The organism is Pseudomonas sp. 273 (genome assembly GCF_029201425.1).
Classification (GTDB): Bacteria; Pseudomonadota; Gammaproteobacteria; order Pseudomonadales; family Pseudomonadaceae; genus Pseudomonas; species Pseudomonas delhiensis.
In genome coordinates this window covers 3,423,777-3,445,506 of sequence record NZ_CP116775.1, presented here as the reverse complement: position 1 = coordinate 3,445,506, position 21,730 = coordinate 3,423,777, and the positions used below count along the sequence as shown (strand labels likewise).

Here is a 21,730-nt window from a genome sequence, read left to right as displayed (position 1 = left end):
CTCCTACGCACGTGCTGCCTGGAACCGTAGGAGCGGACTCTGTCCGCGATTCGGCGGATAACGCCGTAGGCGTTATGCGCCCTACATGGGAATCCGGGAGCTTCGTGGTTTTGCATCACACCGAACGGTCCCCTCTCCCGCTTGCGGGGGAGGGTTAGGGAGGGGGTACGGAGTCAAGGTTTGGCAGAGGTGTCAGAGCGAAGTCCGTCCCCTCTCCCCAGCCCTCTCCCTGAAGGGAGAGGGAGCCGTTCGGCGTGCACGGATAACGCAGCGTCAGCCGGCAAACTCGTAGGGCGGATAACCGTTCGCGGTTATCCGCCGTTGGCCGCGCCATCGGGGCGTCCGGCGTGGCCGGTGAATCCAATCGCGGACGGAGTCCGCTCCTACGCACGTGCTGCCTGGAACCGTAGGAGCGGACTCTGTCCGCGATTCGGCGGATAACGCCGTAGGCGTTATGCGCCCTACGGGGAGCCCGGGAGCTTCCTGGTTTCGCAACCCTCCAGCATCCGCTCGCTGATCCTCGCCGCCGTGCGTCGCAATGCCGGCAGATACCGCTCCGCCGCCTGCTCGATGCTCATCGCCTTGGCCACGTAGACCAGGTTCAGGCAGCCGATCAGGCGCTCGCCGGCATGCAGCGGGATGGCGATGGAGGCGATCTTCTCTTCCTGGTTCCAGGCCATGAAGTTCTCGCCATAGCCGCGGTGGCGCACCTTGCGCAGCAGGTTGTCCAGCGCCAGCGGATCGCGCGCCAGGCGGTACTCCGGCTCTTCGCGGCGGGCCAGCAGGGCGAGGATCTGCTCGCGCTCGGCGTCTTCGCAGAAGGCCAGGTAGGCCAGGCCGGTGGCGGTCTGCAGCAGCGGCAGGCGGCGGCCGACCATGGAGCGGTGGAAGGATAGGCGGCTGAAGCGGTGGGTGGTCTCGCGCACCACCATGGCGTCCACGTCCAGGGTGCAGATGTCGGTCGGCCACACCACCTCCTGCAGCAGGTCCGCCAGCAGCGGTGCGGCGAGGGCGGAGATCCACTGCTCGTCGCGGAAGCCCTCGCTCAGCTCGCGCACCTTCATGCTCAGGCGGAAGCTGTCGTCGGACTCGCTGCGGCGCACGTAGCCCTCGTCCTGCAGGGTTTCCAGCAGGCGCCGCACGGTGGTGCGGTGCAGGCCGGTGAGTTCGGCCAGGCGCGTCGGGCTGGCGCCGCCGTCGAGGCGGTTCAGGGCATTGAGCAGGGCCAGGCCGCGGCTCAGGCCGCGCACCGTCTTGTAGTCCGAATCCCGGTCTTTATTCATTAAAATTCTTTTAAAACAATGATGTGCACCAGGTGCACAGGGAGGCTGTTTTTCATTGTAGGACAGAATTGGCCGTTCCTATACTCGCCGCAACAACGATAAACGCCCTTCCAGGGGATAGAGCCATGAGCCATGCGTACCTGCCTGCATCCGCTTCCGAGCGGCCGCGCCTGACGGCCGCCTTCCGGACCTCGCCGAGCCTCCCGCCGGTGGCGTCCTTCCCGTCCGCCCCCGCGTCTTCGTCCAGAAGCGTGGCGAGCATCCGCTAGAACCTAACCACCCGAACAGCCCCCAGCGACCACCTTGCGCCTCGTGCGTGGGGACGGCCCCGGCTTGCCCGAGATTCTTCCGGGGCCGGTCGCCGGGCAGTGCCGAGGACACGACAATGACCACCAATAGTCCCGTTCACAGCCCCGACTACACCGCCGACGTGGTGGTGCTCGGCGCCGGCCCCGTGGGCCTGGCCATCGCCAACTACCTCGGCCAGGTCGGGGTGCAGGTGCTGCAGCTCGAGAAGCTCGACCAGCTGATCGACTACCCGCGCGCCATCGGCATCGACGACGAATCGCTGCGCACCGTGCAGGCCATCGGCCTGGTCGACGAGGTGCTGCCGCACACCACGCCCTGGCACGCCATGCGCTTCCTGACCCCCGGGGGCCGCTGCTTCGCCGACATCCAGCCGATGACCGACGAGTTCGGCTGGTCGCGGCGCAACGCCTTCATCCAGCCGCAGGTGGACGCCGTGCTCCATCGCGGCCTGGCGCGCTTCGCCAACGTGAAGACGCTGTTCTCCCGCGATCTGGTGGAGTTCCAGCAGGACGAGGAGGGCGTCAGCCTGCGCCTGAACGCCCCGGAGGGCCGCGTGGAAACCGTGCGCGCCCGCTACCTGGTAGCCTGCGACGGCGGCAACAGCCTGGTGCGGCGCGCCCTGGGCGTGTCCTTCGAAGGCAAGACCGCACCCAACCAGTGGATCGTCATCGACGTCGCCAACGACCCACTGGGCACCCCCAACGTCTACCTCTGCTGCGACCCGGTGCGGCCCTACGTCTCCGCCGCGCTGCCCCACGGCGTGCGCCGCTTCGAGTTCATGGTGATGCCCGGCGAGACTGAGGCGGAACTGGGCAAGCCGGAAAACCTGCGCCAGCTGCTGGCCAAGGTGCTGCCCGACCCGGACCGCGTCGAGCTGATCCGCAAGCGCGTCTACACCCACAATGCGCGCCTGGCCGGGCAGTTCCGCGTCAAGCGCGTGCTGCTCGCCGGCGACGCCGCGCACATCATGCCGGTATGGCAGGGCCAGGGTTACAACAGCGGCATGCGCGACGCCAGCAACCTGGCCTGGAAGCTGGCCCTGGTGGTCGAGGGCCTGGCCGGCGAGGCGCTGCTGGATACCTACGAGCAGGAGCGCCGCGACCACGCCAAGGCGATGATCGACCTCTCGGTGCTGGCCGGCCATGTGCTGGCGCCGCCCAGGCGCTGGCAGGGCGCGCTGCGCGACGGCATCTCCTGGCTGCTCAACTACCTGCCGCCGGTGAAGCGCTACTTCCTGGAGATGCGCTTCAAGCCGATGCCGCGGTACGCCAAGGGCGCGCTGGTGGCGGAGCAGGGCGGCAAGGCCTCGCCGGTGGGGCGCATGTTCATCCAGCCGAAGGTGCGTACCGAGGCCGGCGACACTGTGCTGCTGGACGATGTGATCGGCAGCAACTTCGCCATCATCGCCTGGGGCAGCGACCCGCTCTGGGGGCTCTCCAGCGCCCAGGTCGAGGCCTGGCGTGCGCTGGGCACGCGCTTCATCCAGGTACTGCCGGAGGTGCAGCTCAAGGCCGGATGCAAGGTGCCCGAGGGCGTGATCCGCGTTGGCGACAGCAGTGGCCGTCTGAAGGAGTGGTTCGGCCGCTACCCGGCCTCCATCGTGCTGCTGCGCCCGGACCGCTTCGTCGCCGGGGTGGCCATCCCGCAGACCCTCGGCCAGGTCGGCGACCAGCTGCTGCGCGCGCTGGCCGCCATCCCCCAGGCCCGGCAGCAGGCGCCGCTGGCGTCCAGGGTGGCCTGAGATGAGCGCCTACCTGCATTGCCTGTCGCACACTCCGTTGGTGGGCTACGTCGACCCGGCCACCGAGGTGCTGGCCGAGGTGGACGAGGTGGTCGCCGCCGCCCGCGCGCGCATCGCCGCCTTCGACCCGCAGCTGGTGTTCCTGTTCGCCCCGGACCACTACAACGGCTTCTTCTATGACGTGATGCCGTCCTTCTGCATCGGCATGGCCGCCCACGCCATCGGCGACTTCCACAGCCTGGCCGGGCCGCTGGACGTGCCCCGCGCAACCGCCGAGGCCTGCGCCGCGGCGGTGCTGGAGGCGGGGGTGGATGCCGCGGTGTCCTACCGCATGCAGGTCGACCACGGCTTCGCCCAGCCGCTGGAACTGTTGCTCGGCGGCCTCGCCGAGAAGCCGGTGATCCCGGTGTTCATCAACGGCGTGGCGGTGCCGCTGCCGGGCTTCCAGCGCGCCCGGCTGCTGGGCGAGGCCATTGGCCGCTTCGCCCGTTCCACCGGCAAGCGCGTGCTGTTCCTCGGCTCCGGCGGGTTGTCGCACCAGCCGCCGGTGCCGGAGCTGGCCAGGGTCGACGCGCGCATGGCCGACCGCCTGATGGGCAGCGGCCGCGACCTGCCGGCGGACGAGCGCCAGGCCCGCCAGCAGCGGGTGATCAGCGCCGCCGAAGGCTTCGTCGCCGACCCGAACTCGCTGCACCCACTGAACCCCGAGTGGGACAACCACTTCCTCGACCTGCTGGAACAGCGGCGCTTCGCCGAGCTGGACGGCCTGGGTAACGCCGAGCTGTCGGCCCTGGCCGGCAAGTCCACCCACGAGGTGAAGACCTGGGTGGCCGCCTTCGCCGCCCTGTCCGCCTTCGGCCCCTACCAGGCCCGCGAGCGCTACTACCGGCCGATCCCCGAATGGATCGCCGGCTTCGGCTCGCTGTCCGCCCACTCCCTTACCTGACCCAGAGGACCTGCCCATGACCATCGACATCAGCGAAGCCGCCAGCAGCCGCTTCGCCCGCATCCGCGAAGGCGACCTGGACCTGCAGCTGCACTACAACGACCTGGGCGAGGGCGCCGAGACCGTGGTGATGCTCCACGGCTCCGGCCCCGGCGCCAGCGGCTGGGCCAACTTCAGCCGCAACCTCGAACCGCTGCTGGCCGCCGGCTACCGCGTGGTGCTGATGGACTGCCCCGGCTGGAGCCGGAGCGACCCCATCGTCTGCCGCGGCTCGCGCTCGGACCTCAACGCCACGGTGCTCAAGGGCCTGCTCGACGTGCTGGGGCTGGAGCGCGTGCACCTGCTCGGCAACTCCATGGGCGCCCACAGCGCCGTGGCCTTCGCCCTGGCCAACCCGCAGCGCGTCGGCAAGCTGGTGCTCATGGGCGGCGGCACCGGCGGCGCCAGCCCCTTCGTGCCGATGCCCACCGAGGGCATCAAGCTGCTCAACGGCCTGTACCGCGAGCCGACCATCGACAACCTGAAGCGGATGATGAACGTCTTCGTCTTCGACCCCAGCGACCTCACCGAGGAACTGTTCCAGACGCGCCTGGACAACATGCTCAGCCGCCGCGAGCACCTGGACAACTTCGTCGAAAGCCTCGCCGCCAACCCCAAACAGTTCCCCGACTTCGGCCCGCGCCTGCCCGAGATCCGGGCGAAAACCCTGATCGTCTGGGGCCGCAACGACCGCTTCGTGCCCATGGACGCCGGTCTGCGCCTGCTCGCCGGCATCCCCGACGCCACGCTGCACGTGTTCAACAACTGCGGCCACTGGGCCCAGTGGGAACACGCCGAACCCTTCAACCGCCTGGTGCTGGACTTCCTCCAGCACTGAACCCGAGGTGCCCCATGACCATCAGCCAAGAGACCCTCGAACGCCTGGCCGCCGACCTGCGCCGCGCGGAAACGCAGGGCGAGGCCATTGCCCCGTTGCGTGACACCCTCGGCGAGGAGAACGGCGAGGCCGCCTACGCCATCCAGCGCCTCAACGTCGCCCACGCCCTGGCCGCCGGCCGGCGCCTGGTCGGCCGCAAGATCGGCCTGACCAACCCCAAGGTGCAGGCCCAGCTGGGCGTGGACCAGCCGGACTTCGGCGGGCTGTTCGCCGACATGGCCTACGGCGACAACGAAGTGGTGCCGTTCGGCCGCGTGCTGCAACCGAAGATCGAGGCGGAGATCGCCCTGGTGCTGGAACGCGACCTGCCCGGCACCGACACCACTTTCGCCGACGTTATCAATGCCACCGGCTGGGTGTTGCCGGCCCTGGAAATCGTCGGCAGCCGCATCGCCAACTGGAACATCCGCTTCGCCGACACCGTGGCCGACAACGCCTCCAGCGGCTGCTTCGTGCTCGGCGGCCCGGCCCGCCGCCTCGACGGCCTGGACCTGCGCGGCGCGGCCATGCGCATGAGCCGCAACGGCGAGGACGCTTCCGCCGGCAGCGGCGCCGAATGCCTGGGCCATCCGCTCAACGCGGCGGTGTGGCTGGCGCGCACCCTGGCCCGCCTGGGCGACCCGCTGAAGGCCGGCGACATCGTCCTCACCGGTGCCCTCGGGCCCATGGTGGCGGTGGCCCCGGGCGACCGCTTCGACGCCGAGATCGACGGCCTGGGCCGCGTCGGCGTGACCTTCAGCGCCGAATGAGCAGAGAGAAAACCATGAGCAAACGCAAAGTCGCCATCATCGGCTCCGGCAACATCGGCACCGACCTGATGATCAAGCTCCTGCGCCACGCGCAGCACCTGGAAATGGCCGCCATGGTCGGTATCGACCCGGCCTCCGACGGTCTGGCCCGCGCATCACGAATGGGCGTCGCCACCACCCACGAAGGCGTGGAAGGCCTGACCCGCCTGCCGATCTTCGACGAGATCGACTTCGTCTTCGATGCCACCAGCGCCGGCGCCCATGTGAAGAACGACGCCTTGCTGCGGGGCCACAAGCCCGGTCTTCGCGTGATCGACCTGACCCCGGCCGCAATCGGTCCGTATTGCGTGCCGGTGGTCAACCTGGAGCAGCACCTGCAGGCACTGAACGTGAACATGGTGACCTGTGGTGGGCAGGCGACCATTCCGATGGTGGCCGCGGTTTCGCGTGTCGCCAAGGTGCATTACGCGGAAATCATCGCCTCGATCGCGAGCAAATCCGCCGGCCCCGGCACCCGCGCCAACATCGACGAGTTCACCGAGACCACCAGCAAGGCCATCGAAGTGATCGGCGGGGCGGCCAAGGGCAAGGCGATCATCATCATGAACCCGGCCGAGCCGCCGTTGATCATGCGTGACACCGTCTACGTCCTGTCCGAAGCCGTGGATCAGGCGAAGGTCGAAGCTTCCATCGAGGAAATGGCGGCTGCCGTGCAGGCCTACGTCCCCGGTTACCGGCTGAAGCAGAAGGTGCAGTTCGACGAGGTCCGCGACCTGAACATCCCCGGTCACGGCCGTTTCAGCGGCCTGAAGACCTCGGTGTTCCTCGAAGTCGAAGGCGCCGCCCACTACCTGCCGGCCTACGCCGGCAACCTCGACATCATGACCTCCGCCGCGTTGGCCACTGCCGAGCGCATGGCGCAAGCAATGGGGCCTCGGCATGAGCCAGAAACTCTATATCTCCGACGTGACCCTGCGCGACGGCATGCATGCCATCCGCCACCAGTACTCGCTGGAGGATGTGCGCGCCATCGCTGCTGCGCTGGATATGGCGAAGGTGGATTCCATCGAAGTCGCCCACGGCGATGGCCTGCAAGGTTCGTCGTTCAACTACGGCTTCGGCGCCCACACCGATCTGGAATGGATCGAAGCCGCGGCGGACGCGGTGAAGCACGCAAAGATTGCCACCTTGCTGCTGCCGGGCATCGGCACCATCCACGACCTGAAGGCTGCCTACAACGCTGGCGCCCGCGTCGTCCGTGTCGCGACCCATTGCACCGAAGCGGATGTCTCCAGGCAACACATCGAGTACGCCCGCGAGCTGGGCATGGACACCGTGGGTTTCCTGATGATGAGCCACATGCAGACCCCGGAAGGCCTCGCGCAACAGGCCAAGCTGATGGAGAGCTACGGTGCCACCTGTATCTACGTGGTCGACTCCGGCGGCGCCATGAACATGGATGACATCCGCGCGCGCTTCCGTGCGGTGAAGGCCGTGCTCAAGCCCGAGACCGAAACCGGCATCCACGCCCACCACAACCTCAGCCTCGGCGTGGCCAACTCCATCGCCGCGGTGGAGGAGGGCTGCAACCGCATCGACGCCAGCCTGGCCGGCATGGGCGCCGGCGCCGGCAACGCGCCGCTGGAAGTCTTCATCGCCGCCGCCGACAAGCTCGGCTGGCACCACGGCACCGACCTCTACGCGCTGATGGATGCCGCCGACGACCTGGTGCGCCCGCTGCAGGACCGCCCGGTGCGCGTCGATCGCGAAACCCTGGCCCTGGGCTACGCCGGCGTCTATTCCAGCTTCCTGCGCCACGCCGAGGTGGCTTCGGCGAAGTACGGGATCAAGGCCGTGGACATCCTCGTCGAGCTGGGCAAGCGGCGCATGGTCGGCGGCCAGGAAGACATGATCGTCGACGTCGCCCTGGACCTGCTCAACGCACCGACCTAGCCCCTGTAGGAGCAGGCCCTGCCTGCGATTCGCGCGCAGGGCGCGCTCCTACAAAGGCACGGTGTCGGGGCAACCCGTAGGAGCGGATCTCATCCGCGAATCGCGCCGGAACCCCCGGCTATCGCGGACAAGGTCCGCTCCTACGGTGGGCCCCACCTCAACTGTAGGAGCAGGTACTGCCTGCGATTCGCGCGCAGGGCACGCTCCTACAAAGGCACGGTGCAGGGGCAACCCGTAGGAGCGGATCTCATCCGCGAATCGCGCCGGAACCCCCGGCTATCGCGGACAAGGTCCGCTCCTACGGTGGGCCCCACCTCGACTGTAGGAGCAGGCCCTGCCTGCGATTCGCGCGCAGGGCGCGCTCCTACAAAAACACGCCGCCGAGTTGGGCTGGCGTTGAAAGAACGGCACCTGCCCCGCGAGGGCCGGCGCCACCCATTACAAGAACAAGACGGGTGAAATCCCATGAGCAATCGCCTTTCGCTGCACCACCGCTACGCCCCGTATTCCCGCCAGGGGAGGGCCGCGGCATGACACCTTCCACCGCGATTCTTCGCGAGCAGCCACGCCTGCTCGCCACCCTCGGCCTGTGCTTCCTGGTCGCGCTGCTGGAGGGCCTGGACCTGCAGGCCGCCGGCATCGCCGGGCCGGGCATGGCCAGGGCCTTCTCGCTGGACAAGCTGCAGATGGGCTGGGTATTCAGCGCCGGCATCCTCGGCCTGCTGCCCGGCGCCTTCGCCGGCGGCTGGCTGGCCGACCGCGTCGGGCGCAAGCGCGTGCTGATCGGTTCGGTGGCGTTGTTCGGCGTGTTCTCCCTGGCCACCGCCCACGCCTGGGACCTGCACAGCCTGCTGGCGGCGCGCCTGCTTACCGGCGTTGGCCTGGGGGCCGCGCTGCCCAACCTGATCGCCCTGAGTTCCGAGGCCGCCGGCGCGCGCCTGCGTGGCAGCGCGGTAAGCCTGATGTACTGTGGCGTGCCCCTGGGCGCGGCGCTGGCCGCCGGCATCGGCATCGCCGGTTATGCCGGCAACTGGCAACTGGTGTTCCATGTCGGCGGCGTGGTGCCGCTGCTGATCCTGCCGCTGCTGGCGCTGTACCTGCCGGAATCCGGCGGGTTCCACGCCGCCGCGGAGTCCGGGAGCCCCGCCAGCCTGCGCCGCGACCTGCTCGGCCAGGGCGCCACCTGGCTGCTCTGGCTCAGCTACTTCTTCACCCTGATGGTGGTCTACATCCTCATCAACTGGCTGCCCAGCCTGCTGGTGGGCCAGGGCTTCAGCCCCAGCCAGGCCAGCTGGGTGATGTTCGCCCTGCAGATAGGCGCGGCCATCGGCACCCTGACCCTCGGCGTGCTGATGGAGCGCCTGCCGGCCTGGGCCACGGCGGCCCTGGTGTACCTGGGCATCCTCGCCGCGCTGGCCGGCCTGGGCCTGGCCGCCGAGCTGCGCAGCATGCTGCTGGCCGGTTTCGTCGCCGGCTTCTTCGCCACCGGCGGGCAGGGCGTGCTCTATGCCCTGGCGCCCTGGTTCTACCCGGCGCGGGTGCGCGCCACCGGGGTGGGCGCCGCCGTCGCGGTGGGCCGCCTGGGCGCCATGAGCGGGCCCCTGGTGGCCGGGCAGATGCTCGCCCTGGGCACCGGCAGCGCCGGCGTGCTGCTGGCCTCGGCGCCGGGCATCGTGGTCGCCGCCCTGGCGCTGTTCCGCCTGGCCGCCCGGCGCCCCGCGCAACTGCCCGACTGATCCGACCTCGCCTGCCCATGCCGCCCCGCGCGGCAGGGCTTCGTACAACTACAAGAAAGTGAAGAGCACCATGCACAAGGCACCCCTGAACACCCTGGCCGCCGCCATCGCCCTGCTGTCCGCCACCGCGGCCGGCGCCGCCGGCTTCGTCGACGACAGCTACGCCGACCTGGTCCTGCGCAACTACTACTTCGACCGCAACTACCTGGGCGAGACGCCCCAGGCCGCCGCCCGCGAATGGGCCCAGGGCTTCATCCTCAACTTCAGGTCGGGCTTCACCGAGGGCCCGGTGGGCTTCGGCCTGGATGCCCAGGGCATGCTCGGGCTGAAGCTGGACTCCTCGGCAGACCGCGCCGGCACCGGGCTGCTGCCCTACGACCCGGTCACCCGCGAGCCGGCCGACGACTACTCCGAGCTGGGCCTGACCGCCAAGATGCGCGTGTCGAAGAGCGAGCTGCAGGCCGGCACCATCAGCACCTTCCTGCCGATCGCCTTCGCCAGCCCCACGCGCCTGTTGCCGCAGACCTTCCGCGGCACCTACCTGCGCTCGCAGGACATCGACGGCCTGACGCTGCACGCCGGCTGGCTCGACCGCATCAACCTGCGCGACTCCACCGACTACCAGAAGATGAGCGTCGGCGCGCCCAACGGCCGCTTCAACGGCGCCGCCACCTCGGACAGGTTCACCTTCCTCGGCGGCGACTACGCCTGGTCGAAACAGCTGACGCTGAAGTACTACCACGCCGAGCTGGACCAGCTGTACCGCAAGGACTACTTCGGCTTCGTCGACGAGCGCGCGCTGGGCCCGGGCAGGCTGAAGAGCGACTTCCGCCTGTTCGTCACCGGCGAGGACGGCGCCGCCAAGGCCGGCAAGGTGGACAACCGCAACAGCGCGCTGATGCTCACCTACGCCTGGGCCAGCCACAGCCTGGGCGTGGGCTACATGCGCCTGGACGGCGACACGGCCATGCCCTACCTGTTCGGCACCGAGCCGCTGGTGATCACCGAGGGCACCCTGAGCTCCGAGTTCATCAACCCGAAGGAGCGCAGCTGGCAGGTGAAGTTCGACCAGGACTTCGCCGGCGCCGGGTTGCCGGGGCTCAAGGGGATGCTGCGCTACGTGCGCGGCGACAACGTCGAGCTGGCGAAATTCGGCGGCAGCGGCCTGACCGAGAGCGAGAAGGACGTCGAGCTGTCCTATACGGTGCAGAGCGGCAGCTTCAAGGGCGTGGCCTTCCGTGTGCGCCACGCCTGGTACCGCAACGACTTCGCCCCCGGCGCCACCCACCGCGACGACAACGAGCTGCGGCTGAACGTCGACTACACGCTGGCGCTCTGGTGAGCGCCATCAGCGCGCGGCATCCGCTTCGATGTTGACCGTGGCGGTCATGCCGGCGCTGAGGTGGATGTCCCCGGGCACCTCCCGCAGCTCGATGCGCACCGGGATGCGCTGGGCCAGGCGCACCCAGTTGAAGGTCGGCTCGACGTTGGCCAGCAGCTGGGTGTCGGGCAGGGCGTTGCGGTCGGTGATGCCGCTGCTGATGCTCTGCACCCGGCCCTCGAGCACGCGCTCGCCGCTCATCAGCGTCACCCGCGCGCGCTGGCCGACGTGGATGCCGGGCAGCTTGGTTTCCTCGAAGTAGGCGGTGACGTAGAACGAGCCCTGGTCCACCAGGGCCATCGCCGCCTGGCCGGTCTGCGCGTAGTTGCCCTGGGCCAGGCGCAGGTTGGTCACCTGGCCGTCGCGCGGGGCGCGCACCTCGCTGCGCTGCAGGTTGATCTCGGCCAGGCGCGCCGCGGCCAGGGCCTCCTGGTACTGGCTGTTGGCGATGTTGGCGTTGAGCTGCGCGGTCTCGCGGTCCTCGGCGCTGATCGCCGCGCTGGTCAGGCGCCTGCGGCGGTCGGCCTCGCTCTGCCGCAGCAGGTATTCCTGCTTGCGTGTCTCGGCCAGGGCACGGGCCTGGTCGAGGTTGGCCTGGTAGCGGTCGCGGTCGATGCGCATCAACAGGTCGCCGGCCTTGACCTTCTGGTTGTCGACGATGGGCAGCTCGGTGACCCAGCCGGACACGTCCGGGGCGATCACCACCACGTCGGCGCGCACCCGGGCGTCCCGCGTCCAGGGCGAGAGCATGTAGTAGCGCCACAGCCAGAGCCCGGCCAGCACGGCGGCGGCGACCACCAGCAGGGTGGTCAGGACTCGCAGGAAAGCTCGCACGTCGGGCGCTCCTCGTTATCCGTTGGCGATGCCGGCGCACCAGGCGACGGCGGCCAGCAGCAGGGTGAACAGCGCGCAGTCGAACAGCGCCTCGTGCCAGATCCAGCGCCCCGCCGGCGTGGCCTGCAGCAGCTTGCGCAGGACGATGGTCAGGGCCAGGGCGACCAGCGCGTAGAGGAACATCGGGCTGACGTAGACGCCACCCAGGGGCAGCTCAACCAGGTTCATGGCCGTCCTCCAGGCGGCACCAGGCGCGCCAGGTATGGCTCAGCTGGCGCAGGGCGGCGCGGGCCAGGCGGTTGTCCTCGTCCAGGTGGCTGGCGTCGTTGCGCAGGGCGGCGTCCAGTGCGTCGCAGAGTTCGTCCAGGCGCGCCTCGCGCCCCGGCGCCGGGCCGGCCTGGAGCAGGTCGCCCAGCTGGTCGAGGAAGGCCTGCCGGCGCTTGCGCAGCACGCCCCGGGCGCCGGCCAGGCAGTGGCGCAGGTGCAGCAGCTCGCTGCCCATGTCCAGCGCCAGCAGGCCGTCGAGCCAGCGCCGCTGCAGGGCCTGGGGCAGCAGCGCGTAGTGCCGCGCCAGGCGCATCAGGCGGTCGGCCATGCGCCCGCCGAACCAGCTTTCCGCCTGGGCCAGCGGGTAGCGGGTGAGGCGCCCCAGGTCCAGCGCCATGGCCTGGCCCTGGCGGCGGATCACCCAGTCCGGCGGCAGCGCCAGCAGGCGGAACACCATGGCGGCGAAGCCCACGCCGATGACCGTGGCCTGGGCCGAGTTGAGCAGGCTGGCGAAGTCGTAGTGCATGTCGTTGCGCGGCGCGATGAAGGTGATGAACTGGATGGCGAAGGTGGTGGCGGTGCCGATCAGCACAGGCGGCCCGGCCATGCCCAGGGCGGCGAAGAACAGCGGCACGCCCAGGGCCATGCACAGCAGCGGGAAGCCGTTCCACTGCGGCAGCAGCCACTGGTCGACCACTATGGCTGCCAGCAGCGCGTAGAGGATGCCGCGCAGGAAGCTCATGCTCAGCTCCACGGCGTTGTCGCGGTTGGCGAACAGGCTGCAGAGGATGCCGGCCATGAGCATGCCGCCCACCGCCGCCGGCCAGGCGCTGGCCAGCCAGAAGGCGGCGATGCCCAGCAGCGCCAGGGCGCTGCGCAGGCCATAGAACAGCGCCATCTGCCAGTCGCGGTGCCAGGACAGGCCGCTGCTGGCGTCGCCGCTGAACTCGCCGCTGGCCACCCCGGCGGCGGCCGTTTCGGCGGCCTCGGCCTTGACCAGCAGCAACGCGCAGCGCGCCAGGCAGTAGCGCAGGTCGTTGTCCAGGGCCTCGTCGGCGCTGGCCTGCAGCAGGCGGTCGCGCAGGTCGTGCAGCCGCTCGAGGGAATGGCTCGGCAGCAGCGCCAGCAACTCGTCGGCCCAGGGGCGCAGCTGCGCTTCCGCTTCGGGCGTGAGCAACTGCCGCTGGCGCGACACCCCGCGGGCGCTGCGCAGCAGGCTCAGCACGTCGCGCGACAGGGTGCGCAGCGCCAGCGCCCGGCGCCGGCCCTGGTGCCCTTCGAACCAGGCGTGGTCGCGCTGGGCGTCGGCGGCGACGATGCGGCCGAGCAACTGCAGGATGCCCTCCGGCTCGCGTGCCTGGCCGCGCACCGCATTGGTCGCCGCCTGCAGGGCCGCGTCCAGGGTTTCGCGGGCGACCCGCGCGAGGTTCTCCTCGACCCGTTGCGGCCACAGGGTGGCGCTGACCACCGAGGCGCAGACGATGCCCAGGCAGATTTCCGTGCAGCGCGCCACGGCCTGGTCGAACACCTGCAGCGGCACGTTGATCGCCGGCAGGGCGATGATCGCCACCGTGTAGCCGGACAGCACGAAGGCATAGGACACATGGTTGCGCAGCAGGGTCGAGGCCGCGGTGCACAGGCCCATCCACAGCGCCACCACCAGCAGGAACAGCCAGGGCGTCTGGGCGAACAGCGCCATGATGACCACCGCCATGGTGGTCCCGACCAGGGTGCCGAGCAGGCGGAACAGGCCCTTGGCGACGACCATCCCGGACAGCGGCTGGGACACGATGAACACCGTCATCAGCGCCCACTGCGGCTGTTCCAGGTCCAGTCGGAACGACAGCCACAGGGCGATGCCGCCGGCCAGCAGGGTCTTGCCGGCGAAGCGCAGGGCGGGGCCGCTGGGGGCGATGAAGGCGGTCAGGGCAGGGCTGGCTAACACGGTGTCGACAGGCTCCGGCTGAGGCTTGCGGCCCGCCCAGGTGGCGGCAGGGGGTGCTTGCGAACCCGTGGTTTCAGCATAGCTGATGACGGGGAGGGGCATGGGCTCGTGCCTTTTGCAGGATGGGGTGGGCCTGGGCGAAACCCATGTTGCCGTGGTGATGGGGATCGCTTCGCTCAACCCATCCTGCGTCGTGGCACCGGTGCCCATCCGTCGCGGTTATCCGCGTTGGCCGGAACGTCGGTGCCTGGGGTGGCGGCGGATAACGCCGTAGGCGTTATGCGCCCTACGGGATTCGTGTAGGGCATTGTCGGTGAGTCCGCGCCTACCTGGAACCGTAGGAGCGGACTCTGTCCGCGATCATGGCGGATCACAGCAACAACGTTCGGATATCTGCCAGCAGTTCCCCCAGGCGTTTGGTGAAGCGCGCGGCGGCGGCGCCGTTGATCACCCGGTGATCGTAGGACAGCGACAGCGGCAGCATCAGCCGTGGCTGGAAGGCCTTGCCGTCCCACACCGGCTGGATGGTCGCCTTGCTCACCCCCAGGATCGCCACTTCCGGCGCGTTGACGATCGGCGTGAAGCCGGTGCCGCCGATGTGGCCGAGGCTGGAGATGGTGAAGCAGGCGCCCTGCATGGCGTCGGCCGGGAGTTTCTTGGTGCGCGCCTTCTCCGCCAGTTCCGCGGCCTCGGCGGCCAGCTGCAGCAGGCTCTTCTGGTCGACGTCGCGGATCACCGGCACCAGCAGGCCGTCCGGGGTGTCCACGGCGAAGCCGAGGTGCACGTACTTCTTGCGGATCAGCGCCTTGCCGCTGGGGGCCAGGGAGCTGTTGAAGTCCGGCAGCTCCCTGAGCAGGTGGGCGCAGGCCTTGAGCAGGATCGGCAGGATGGTCAGCTTGGTGCCGGCCTTTTCCGCCACCGCCTTCTGCGCCACGCGGAAGGCTTCCACCTCGGTGATGTCGGCCGACTCGAACTGGGTCACGTGGGGCACGTTCAGCCAGCTGCGGTGCAGGTTGGCGGCGCCGACCTGCATCAGGCGGGTCATGGCCACTTCTTCCACTTCGCCGAACTTGCTGAAGTCCACTTCCGGGATCGGCGGAATGCCCGCGCCGCCGCCGGCTCCCGCCGCCGCGCCCTTGGGCCGTTGCAGCTGCTCCTTGACGAACAGTTGCACGTCTTCCTTGAGGATGCGGCCCTTGGGCCCGGTGGCCTTCACTTCCGCCAGCTCGACGCCGAACTCGCGGGCCAGCATGCGCACGGCCGGGCCGGCGTGGACCTTGGTGCCGTCGCGGCTGGGCGCGCCCACCGGCGGGGGCGCCTCGGCCTTGGCCGGCGCGGCGACGGGCGCCGGGGCGCTGGGGGTGGCTTCCGGCGCCGCTGCCGGTGCCGCCGCCGCAGAGGCTGCAGCCGGGGCTGCCTCGCCCTCGGCTTCCAGTTCGAGGATTTCGTCGCCTTCCTTCAAGGTGTCGCCGAGCTTCACCTTGAGGGCCTTGACCACGCCGGCGGCGGGCGAGGGGATTTCCATGCTGGCCTTGTCGGACTCCAGGGTCAGCAGGCTCTGGTCGGCCTCGATGCGCTCGCCGACCTTGACCATCAGCTCGATGATCTCGCCCTGGCCGTTGCCGATGTCCGGCACCCGCACCGTCTGTACGCCGCCGCCACTTGCCCGCGGTGCCGGTGCTGGCGCTGGTGCCTCGGCAGGCGCCGCCTCAGGCGCTTCGGCAGCCGGGGTGGGAGCTTCTGCCCCGGGTGCCTCGGCGGCGGCGCCCTCGGCCTCCAGTTCGAGGATTTCGTCGCCCTCCTTCAGGGTGTCGCCGACCTTGACCTTGATGCTCTTCACCACGCCGGCCTTGGGCGAGGGGATTTCCATGCTGGCCTTGTCGGATTCCAGAGTCAGCAGGCTCTGCTCGGCCTCGACCTTGTCGCCGACCTTGACCAGCAGTTCGATGACTTCACCCTGGCCGTTGCCGATGTCGGGTACGCGGATCAGCTCGCTCACGATGCGTCTCCTCAGCAGTCCAGGGGTTGCGCTTGTTCGGGTCGAGGCCGAGCTTGACGATGGTCTCGGCCACCACCTTGGGCTCGATGTCGCCGCGGTCGGCCAGGGATTCCAGCGCCGCCAGGACGATCCAGCGGCGGTCCACCTCGAAGAAGTCGCGCAGCTTGCGGCGGCTGTCGCTGCGGCCGAAGCCGTCGGTGCCCAGGACCTTGTATTCCTTGCCCGGCACCCACTGGCGGATCTGCTCGGCGTACAGCTTCATGTAGTCGGTGGAGGCGATGACCGGGCCCTTGCGGCCTTCCAGGCACTGCTCGACGTAGCTCTTCGCCGGCTTCTGCTCCGGGTGCAGGCGGTTCCAGCGCTCCACGGCCAGGCCGTCGCGGCGCAGCTCGTTGAAGCTGGGCACCGACCAGACGTCGGCGCCGATGCCGAAGTCCTCGCGCAGTATCTTCGCCGCGGCCTCCACTTCGCGCAGGATGGTGCCCGAGCCCAGCAGCTGCACGTGGTGGGCGGCGTCCTTTTTGTCCTCCTCCAGCAGGTACATGCCGCGGATGATGCCTTCCTCCGCGCCGGCGGGCATGGCTGGGTGCGGGTAGTTCTCGTTCATCACGGTGATGTAGTAGAAGATGTTCTGCTGTTCCTGCAGCATGCGCCGCGCGCCGTCGTGGATGATCACCGCCAGCTCGTAGGCGTAGGTGGGGTCGTAGGTGCGGCAGTTGGGGATCACCGAGGCGAGCACGTGGCTCTGGCCGTCCTCGTGCTGCAGGCCTTCGCCGTTGAGGGTGGTGCGCCCGGCGGTGCCGCCGAGCAGGAAGCCGCGGACCATGGCGTCGCCGGCGGCCCAGGCCAGGTCGCCGATGCGCTGGAAGCCGAACATCGAGTAGAAGATGTAGAACGGCAGCATCGGCTGGCGGTAGTTGCTGTAGGCGCTGCCGGCGGCGATGAACGAGGACATGGCGCCGGCCTCGGTGATGCCTTCCTCCAGTATCTGGCCCTTCTTGTCCTCGCGGTAGAACATCAGCTGTTCCTTGTCGACCGGCTCGTACAGCTGGCCGACCGAGGAATAGATGCCCAGCTGGCGGAACATGCCCTCCATGCCGAAGGTGCGCGCCTCGTCGGGGATGATGGGGACGATGCGCGGGCCCATCTCCTTGTCCTTGATCAGCTGCGAGATGATCCGCACGAAGGCCATGGTGGTGGAGATCTCGCGGTCGCCGGTGCTGTCGAGCATGGCCTTGAGGGTCTCCAGCGGCGGCACCGGCACGCTGAAGGCGTTGCCCGGGCGGTGCGGCACCGAGCCGCCCAGCTCGGCGCGGCGCTCGGCCAGGTACTTGGCCTCGGCGCTGCCCGGCTCGGGCTTGTAGAAGGGCACCTTCTCCAGGTCGGCGTCGCGGATCGGGATGTCGAAGCGGTCGCGGAAGGCGCGCAGGCTGGCCACGTCGATCTCGTGGATGTTGTGGGCGATGTTCTTCGCCTCGCCGGTGCCGGTGCCGTAGCCCTTGATGGTCTTGGCCAGGATCACGCTCGGCTGGCCCTTGTGGTTCACCGCCGCGTGGTAGGCCGCGTAGACCTTGTAGGGGTCGTGGCCGCCGCGGTTGAGCTTCCAGATCTCGTCGTCGGAGAGGTCCTTGACCATCTCCAGCAGTTCCGGGCGGGTGCCGAAGAAGTGCTCGCGCACGTAGGCGCCGTCCTTGGCCTTGTAGTTCTGGTAGTCGCCGTCCACCGCCTCGTCCATGCGCGCCTGCAGCAGGCCGGCGGTGTCCTTGGCGAACAGCGGGTCCCAGAAGCGGCCCCAGATGACCTTGATGACGTTCCAGCTGGCGCCGCGGAACACGCCTTCCAGCTCCTGGATGATCTTGCCGTTGCCGCGCACCGGGCCGTCCAGGCGCTGCAGGTTGCAGTTGACCACGAAGATCAGGTTGTCCAGCTTCTCGCGCCCGGCCAGGGAGATGGCGCCGAGGGATTCGGGCTCGTCGGTCTCGCCGTCGCCGAGGAAGCACCACACGCGCTGCTGGCCCGGGGGAATGAAGCCGCGGCTTTCCAGGTACTTCATGAAGCGCGCCTGGTAGATGGCCTGGATCGGCCCCAGGCCCATGGATACGGTGGGGAACTGCCAGAAGTCCGGCATCAGCCAGGGGTGCGGGTAGGAGGACAGGCCGTGGCCGTCCACCTCCTGGCGGAAGTTCTCCAGCTGCTCCTCGCTCAGGCGCCCTTCGATGAAGGCGCGGGCGTAGATGCCGGGGGAGGCGTGGCCCTGGAAGTAGATGAGGTCGCCGCCATGTTCCTCGGTGGGGGCGCGGAAGAAGTAGTTGAAGCCGATGTCGTAGAGCGTCGCCGAGGAGGCGAAGGTGGAGATGTGGCCGCCCAGGGACGGGTCCTTGTGGTTGGCGCGCATCACCATGGCCAGGGCGTTCCAGCGCACCAGCGAGCGGATGCGCCGCTCCATGAACAGGTCCCCCGGCATTCGCGCCTCGTGGCCCACCGGGATGCTGTTGCGGTAGGGGTGGTGATGGCGTAGGGCAACTGGGTGCCGGTGCGGCTGGCCAGCTCGCCCATGCGCGTCATCAGGTAGTGGGCGCGCTCTTCGCCTTCGCGGTCGAGCACCGATTCCAGTGCGTCCAGCCACTCCTGGGTTTCAACGGGGTCGATATCGTGCATTGCGGAATACCTTGCCGGTTGCGATAGGTCCACGCTTGTTCAGCGCCCCGGGCAATCCCCCGGCCGAAGGGCCGGAAAGCCGCTGGACCAATCGCCGGCAGGGCCGACGTCCCGGCTTGCGGGAGGTCGCTGGTCGCTGCGAAAGAAACCCGGGTGGTCGCTATAGCCTAGCTGGCGAGACGCGGGGCGCCACCGGCAATAAGTCGCAGAAGGCGCTTCAGGGCGCTTCGTCGCGCAGCGCCAGGCTCAGCTCCTGCAGGCGCTGCTGCAGGGCCTGCAACTGCCGGGACTGCTCGCGGCCGTGCTGCTCCAGGCGCGCCAGTTCCTCGCCCTGGGCCAGGTTGCGCTGCTCCAGCACCGAGCGGGCGCCTTCGGCCTGGGCCCGTTCCTGGCGCAGGGCTTCTATCGCCAGGGCGTGGCGGGCCAGCTGCTGCTGTTGCTCCTGCTGCTGGTCGCGCAGCAGGCGCGCCTCGGTGAGCAGGCGCTCGTTGTCGCGGTTCAGCCGTGTCAGCTCGTCCTGGCGCGCGGCCAGGCCCTGCTGCGCCTGGCGCAGTTCGCCCGCCAGCTGCTGCAGCTGGGCTTCGTGCTGGCGCTGTTGCTGTTCGCGTTCCTGCTTCGCGGCCTGGCGGTAGTGTTCCAGGGCGAGGCGGGCGTGGTTGTGCTTTTCCTCCAGCGCGGCGATCTGCGCGTCACGTTCGCGCAGGCGGGTCTCCAGGTCGCCGGCGGCCTGGCGCAGGCGGGCGCTGGCCAGCTCGCCCTGGTGCTTCTGCTGGCGGGTCTGCTCCAGCTGCTCGCGGGTTTCCCGCAGCTGCGTCTCCAGCGCCTGGTTCTGGGCCTGCAACTGCTCGATGCGCTGCTGGGCGGTGCGCACCTGCTGCTGGTAGTCCAGCCGCTCGCGGGACAGCCTGGCGCGGTCCTCGGCCACCGAGTCGCGGGCCTCCTGCTGCAGGCGCTCGGCCAGCTGCGCCACCAGGTTGCCCAGCTCCTCGCTGAAGGCGAGGGGACGCCCGGCGCTGCCGCCGGCCTCGGCTTCCAGCTCCTTCAGGTAGCGGTGGATGGTGGTCTTGGAGCCGGTGTTGCCCAGCTCCACGCGCAGGGCGTCGATGCTCGGGTTTTCCCCGCGGGCCAGTATGGCCATGCGTGCCTTCTGTACCAGCGCCTTGTTGATTCCGCCCCGTGCCATGGCCGCTCCCGTGATTTCGTAATGTACTACGTAGCATGTAATTACATACTAAAAATACACAATGGGGAAGCGCTCGAAGGCCAGCACGCGCCCAATCCGTGGCGCGGTTTGCGTACGAGGTGCGGGGCTGGCGCCCGGGAGGCGGCGGTACGGGTTCAGCGCCGGCGGTTGATCAGGCAGGCGGCGACCAGCGCTCCGCAGGTGGCAGCGAGGATGAGCGCGACCTGCCAGGGATGCTCGCTGGCGTAGTCGCCACCGCGGCGCAGTGCGCGCCGGCCCTGGTAGGCCAGGCGGTCGCCGATGGCATGGCAGTCATCCGTCAGGTGGCGCAGGCGCGCCTTGAACGCGGGGATGTCCTTGGCGGCCAGGTCGTGGCTGCCTTCGAGCAGCGCCCCCAGTTCGTCGACCAGGGTCTGCAGTTCGGCCACGCCGTCGTGCCGGCGGGAGGGAAACCATCGATGCGGAGTCATGGGGTTCTCCTGTGGTGTCTGGGTGAGGCTTCGTCCGGGAATCCTGCGCTGCCCGGAACCGTCCTTCGTTGATCGTCCTCAGTAGGTTTAGCCGGTTTCATTCGGCAGAGGCCGGGGCAGGGCCAGGGTTCGGGGTTTCGGATGGCTGGCCAGCGGCTCAGCCGGCGCCATGGGCCTCGGCCAGCTGGCGGGCCATCTGCAGGTGCAGGCGCAGCACCGCCAGGTTGTTCTGGGCGAATTGCCGCACATCCTCGTCGCCGGCCTGTTCCGCCGCCTCGCTGAACAACTGCAGCGCCTCTTCCTGGGCGCGCACCTGGCTGTCGGCGAAGGCCGCGTCGAAGTCGTCCTGGCGCGCCTGCAGCTCCTGCAGCCTGGCGCGGCCGGCCTCGTCGGGCCCTTCGGCCAGTTGCAGGCGGCGGCTTTCGGCCAGGGTCTTGAGCTGGACGTTGGTCTTGGTGTTGTCGTCGATGAGGTGGACGGCGAAGGTCTTCACGTCCGCCGAGCGGCTCTTGCTCAGCGCCATCTTGGCCGCGTCTATGTTGGCCAGGCCGGCGGCCGAGGCCCGGCTGACGAAGTCCTGCACCCCGGCGTCCGCCGCCAGCAGCGGTGCGGATACCAGCAGGGCGCCCCAGAGCAGGGCGCCGCGGAGGATGCCAATGCCTTTCATGTTCGATGCTCCTTCCTCGTTGCGTCTACTGGATTGACGGGCACAGGCGGCCCGGGGTTCCGGCGGCTTGCCGGTGGAAATGCCGCGGGAAGTTGCCGGGCGGAGATTGCCAGCGGAAAACAGGAAGCATTACCATTTGCTCATTCTTCGCGTTTATTCCCCCCATGCCCGCCAAACCACCGCGCAAGCCTGGCCTCTTCGAACACTACGAGGAGCTCATCGGAGCCTGGACCCGCCGCCTGCGCAACCGCGTCGATGCGGAGGACCTGGCCCACGACACCTACCTGCGCCTGCTGGAAACCCCGCAGGCCGCGGTGGCGCAGCCGCGTGCCTACCTGCATCGCACGGCGCGCAACCTGGCCATCGACGCCTTCCGCCGCGAGCAGGCGCACCCGCCGGTGGGCATCGAGCACCTGGACGGGCACGAAGCCCCCGACGGCGACCCGGAGACCACCATGCACGCGGTGCAGCTGGCCGGTTCCATCGAACGCGCCCTGGCCGAACTGCCGGCCAATTGCCGCAAGGTGTTCGTCTGGCAGAAGCTGGAGGGGCTGTCCCAGGCGGAAATCGCCGAGCGCCTGGGCTTGAGCAAGAACATGGTGGAAAAATATATGATCCGTACCCTGCGCCACCTCAGGGACCGCCTGGGCGATGCACCGTGATTCACCGTGA

17 protein-coding genes and 1 pseudogene are annotated in these 21,730 nt (G+C 69.2%); 9 read left to right on the top strand and 9 right to left on the bottom strand.

Translation table 11 applies throughout. The features are described from left to right. Positions 1-461 precede the first annotated feature (461 nt). Positions 462-1,283, bottom strand: coding sequence for a DNA-binding transcriptional regulator (locus tag PKO50_RS15935; protein WP_275630278.1), 822 nt, complete (start codon positions 1,281-1,283; stop codon positions 462-464). Between the two features lie 385 nt (positions 1,284-1,668). On the opposite strand from PKO50_RS15935, the gene PKO50_RS15930 reads away from it, so the two are divergent. The 8 genes and pseudogenes from PKO50_RS15930 to PKO50_RS15895 all read left to right on the top strand — a co-directional run bounded on the left by PKO50_RS15930 (position 1,669) and on the right by PKO50_RS15895 (position 10,996). Further along, a complete protein-coding gene (locus PKO50_RS15930) occupies positions 1,669-3,333 on the top strand; it encodes a bifunctional 3-(3-hydroxy-phenyl)propionate/3-hydroxycinnamic acid hydroxylase (protein ID WP_275630277.1) in 1,665 nt (554 codons plus the stop codon). A 1-nt stretch (position 3,334) separates the two neighbouring features. Further along, positions 3,335-4,279 carry a 3-carboxyethylcatechol 2,3-dioxygenase gene (mhpB, locus tag PKO50_RS15925; RefSeq protein WP_275630276.1) on the top strand — a complete coding sequence of 315 codons (945 nt, stop codon included), beginning with the start codon at positions 3,335-3,337 and terminating at the stop codon, positions 4,277-4,279. Between the two features lie 16 nt (positions 4,280-4,295). Further along, a complete protein-coding gene (locus PKO50_RS15920; protein ID WP_275630275.1) occupies positions 4,296-5,156 on the top strand; it encodes an alpha/beta fold hydrolase in 861 nt (286 codons plus the stop codon). A gap of 14 nt (positions 5,157-5,170) precedes the next feature. After that, on the top strand, positions 5,171-5,965 hold the full coding sequence (gene mhpD, locus PKO50_RS15915) for a 2-keto-4-pentenoate hydratase (protein ID WP_275630274.1): 795 nt from the start codon (positions 5,171-5,173) through the stop codon (positions 5,963-5,965). A gap of 14 nt (positions 5,966-5,979) precedes the next feature. Continuing rightward, positions 5,980-6,894, top strand: a pseudogene (locus PKO50_RS15910) (acetaldehyde dehydrogenase (acetylating)); the annotation flags it as partial. Between the two features lie 10 nt (positions 6,895-6,904). Beyond that, positions 6,905-7,918 carry a 4-hydroxy-2-oxovalerate aldolase gene (gene mhpE, locus PKO50_RS15905; RefSeq protein ID WP_275630273.1) on the top strand — a complete coding sequence of 338 codons (1,014 nt, stop codon included), beginning with the start codon at positions 6,905-6,907 and terminating at the stop codon, positions 7,916-7,918. A 530-nt stretch (positions 7,919-8,448) separates the two neighbouring features. Beyond that, positions 8,449-9,654 carry a 3-(3-hydroxy-phenyl)propionate transporter MhpT gene (gene mhpT, locus PKO50_RS15900; protein WP_275630272.1) on the top strand — a complete coding sequence of 402 codons (1,206 nt, stop codon included), beginning with the start codon at positions 8,449-8,451 and terminating at the stop codon, positions 9,652-9,654. A gap of 70 nt (positions 9,655-9,724) precedes the next feature. After that, the gene (locus tag PKO50_RS15895) at positions 9,725-10,996 is read left to right on the top strand and encodes an OprD family porin (RefSeq protein WP_275630271.1); all 1,272 of its coding nucleotides are present in this window, start codon (positions 9,725-9,727) and stop codon (positions 10,994-10,996) included. 6 nt (positions 10,997-11,002) lie between these two features. On the opposite strand, the gene PKO50_RS15890 is transcribed toward PKO50_RS15895, so the two are convergent. The 8 genes from PKO50_RS15890 to PKO50_RS15855 all read right to left on the bottom strand — a co-directional run bounded on the left by PKO50_RS15890 (position 11,003) and on the right by PKO50_RS15855 (position 21,058). Continuing rightward, positions 11,003-11,869 (bottom strand): HlyD family secretion protein, encoded by an 867-nt coding sequence (locus tag PKO50_RS15890; protein ID WP_275630270.1) that lies wholly within the window; start codon positions 11,867-11,869, stop codon positions 11,003-11,005. Between the two features lie 15 nt (positions 11,870-11,884). Continuing rightward, positions 11,885-12,097: a DUF1656 domain-containing protein gene (locus tag PKO50_RS15885; RefSeq protein ID WP_109934897.1), complete on the bottom strand. Its 213-nt coding sequence runs from the start codon at positions 12,095-12,097 to the stop codon at positions 11,885-11,887. Then, the gene (locus PKO50_RS15880; RefSeq protein ID WP_275630269.1) at positions 12,084-14,081 is read right to left on the bottom strand and encodes an FUSC family protein; all 1,998 of its coding nucleotides are present in this window, start codon (positions 14,079-14,081) and stop codon (positions 12,084-12,086) included. Before PKO50_RS15880 ends, PKO50_RS15885 begins: the two co-directional genes overlap by 14 nt. A gap of 370 nt (positions 14,082-14,451) precedes the next feature. After that, entirely contained in the window at positions 14,452-16,080 is a 1,629-nt protein-coding gene (aceF, locus tag PKO50_RS15875) for a dihydrolipoyllysine-residue acetyltransferase (protein WP_275630268.1), read from the bottom strand. Next, entirely contained in the window at positions 16,034-18,706 is a 2,673-nt protein-coding gene (gene aceE, locus PKO50_RS15870; RefSeq protein ID WP_275630267.1) for a pyruvate dehydrogenase (acetyl-transferring), homodimeric type, read from the bottom strand. The genes aceF and aceE overlap by 47 nt, the downstream gene beginning before the upstream one ends. A gap of 249 nt (positions 18,707-18,955) precedes the next feature. Continuing rightward, on the bottom strand, positions 18,956-19,921 hold the full coding sequence (locus PKO50_RS15865; RefSeq protein WP_275630266.1) for a DNA-binding protein: 966 nt from the start codon (positions 19,919-19,921) through the stop codon (positions 18,956-18,958). A 155-nt stretch (positions 19,922-20,076) separates the two neighbouring features. Next, positions 20,077-20,391, bottom strand: a complete 315-nt coding sequence (locus tag PKO50_RS15860; protein WP_109934116.1) for a hypothetical protein — start codon at positions 20,389-20,391, stop codon at positions 20,077-20,079. A gap of 157 nt (positions 20,392-20,548) precedes the next feature. Further along, complete coding sequence (locus PKO50_RS15855; protein WP_275630265.1) at positions 20,549-21,058, bottom strand: DUF4142 domain-containing protein; 510 nt, start codon at positions 21,056-21,058, stop codon at positions 20,549-20,551. Between the two features lie 164 nt (positions 21,059-21,222). Here PKO50_RS15855 and PKO50_RS15850 point away from each other — a divergent pair, with 164 nt between their 5' ends. Beyond that, a complete protein-coding gene (locus tag PKO50_RS15850; RefSeq protein ID WP_109934114.1) occupies positions 21,223-21,720 on the top strand; it encodes a sigma-70 family RNA polymerase sigma factor in 498 nt (165 codons plus the stop codon). The last annotated feature ends 10 nt before the right edge of the window (positions 21,721-21,730 follow it).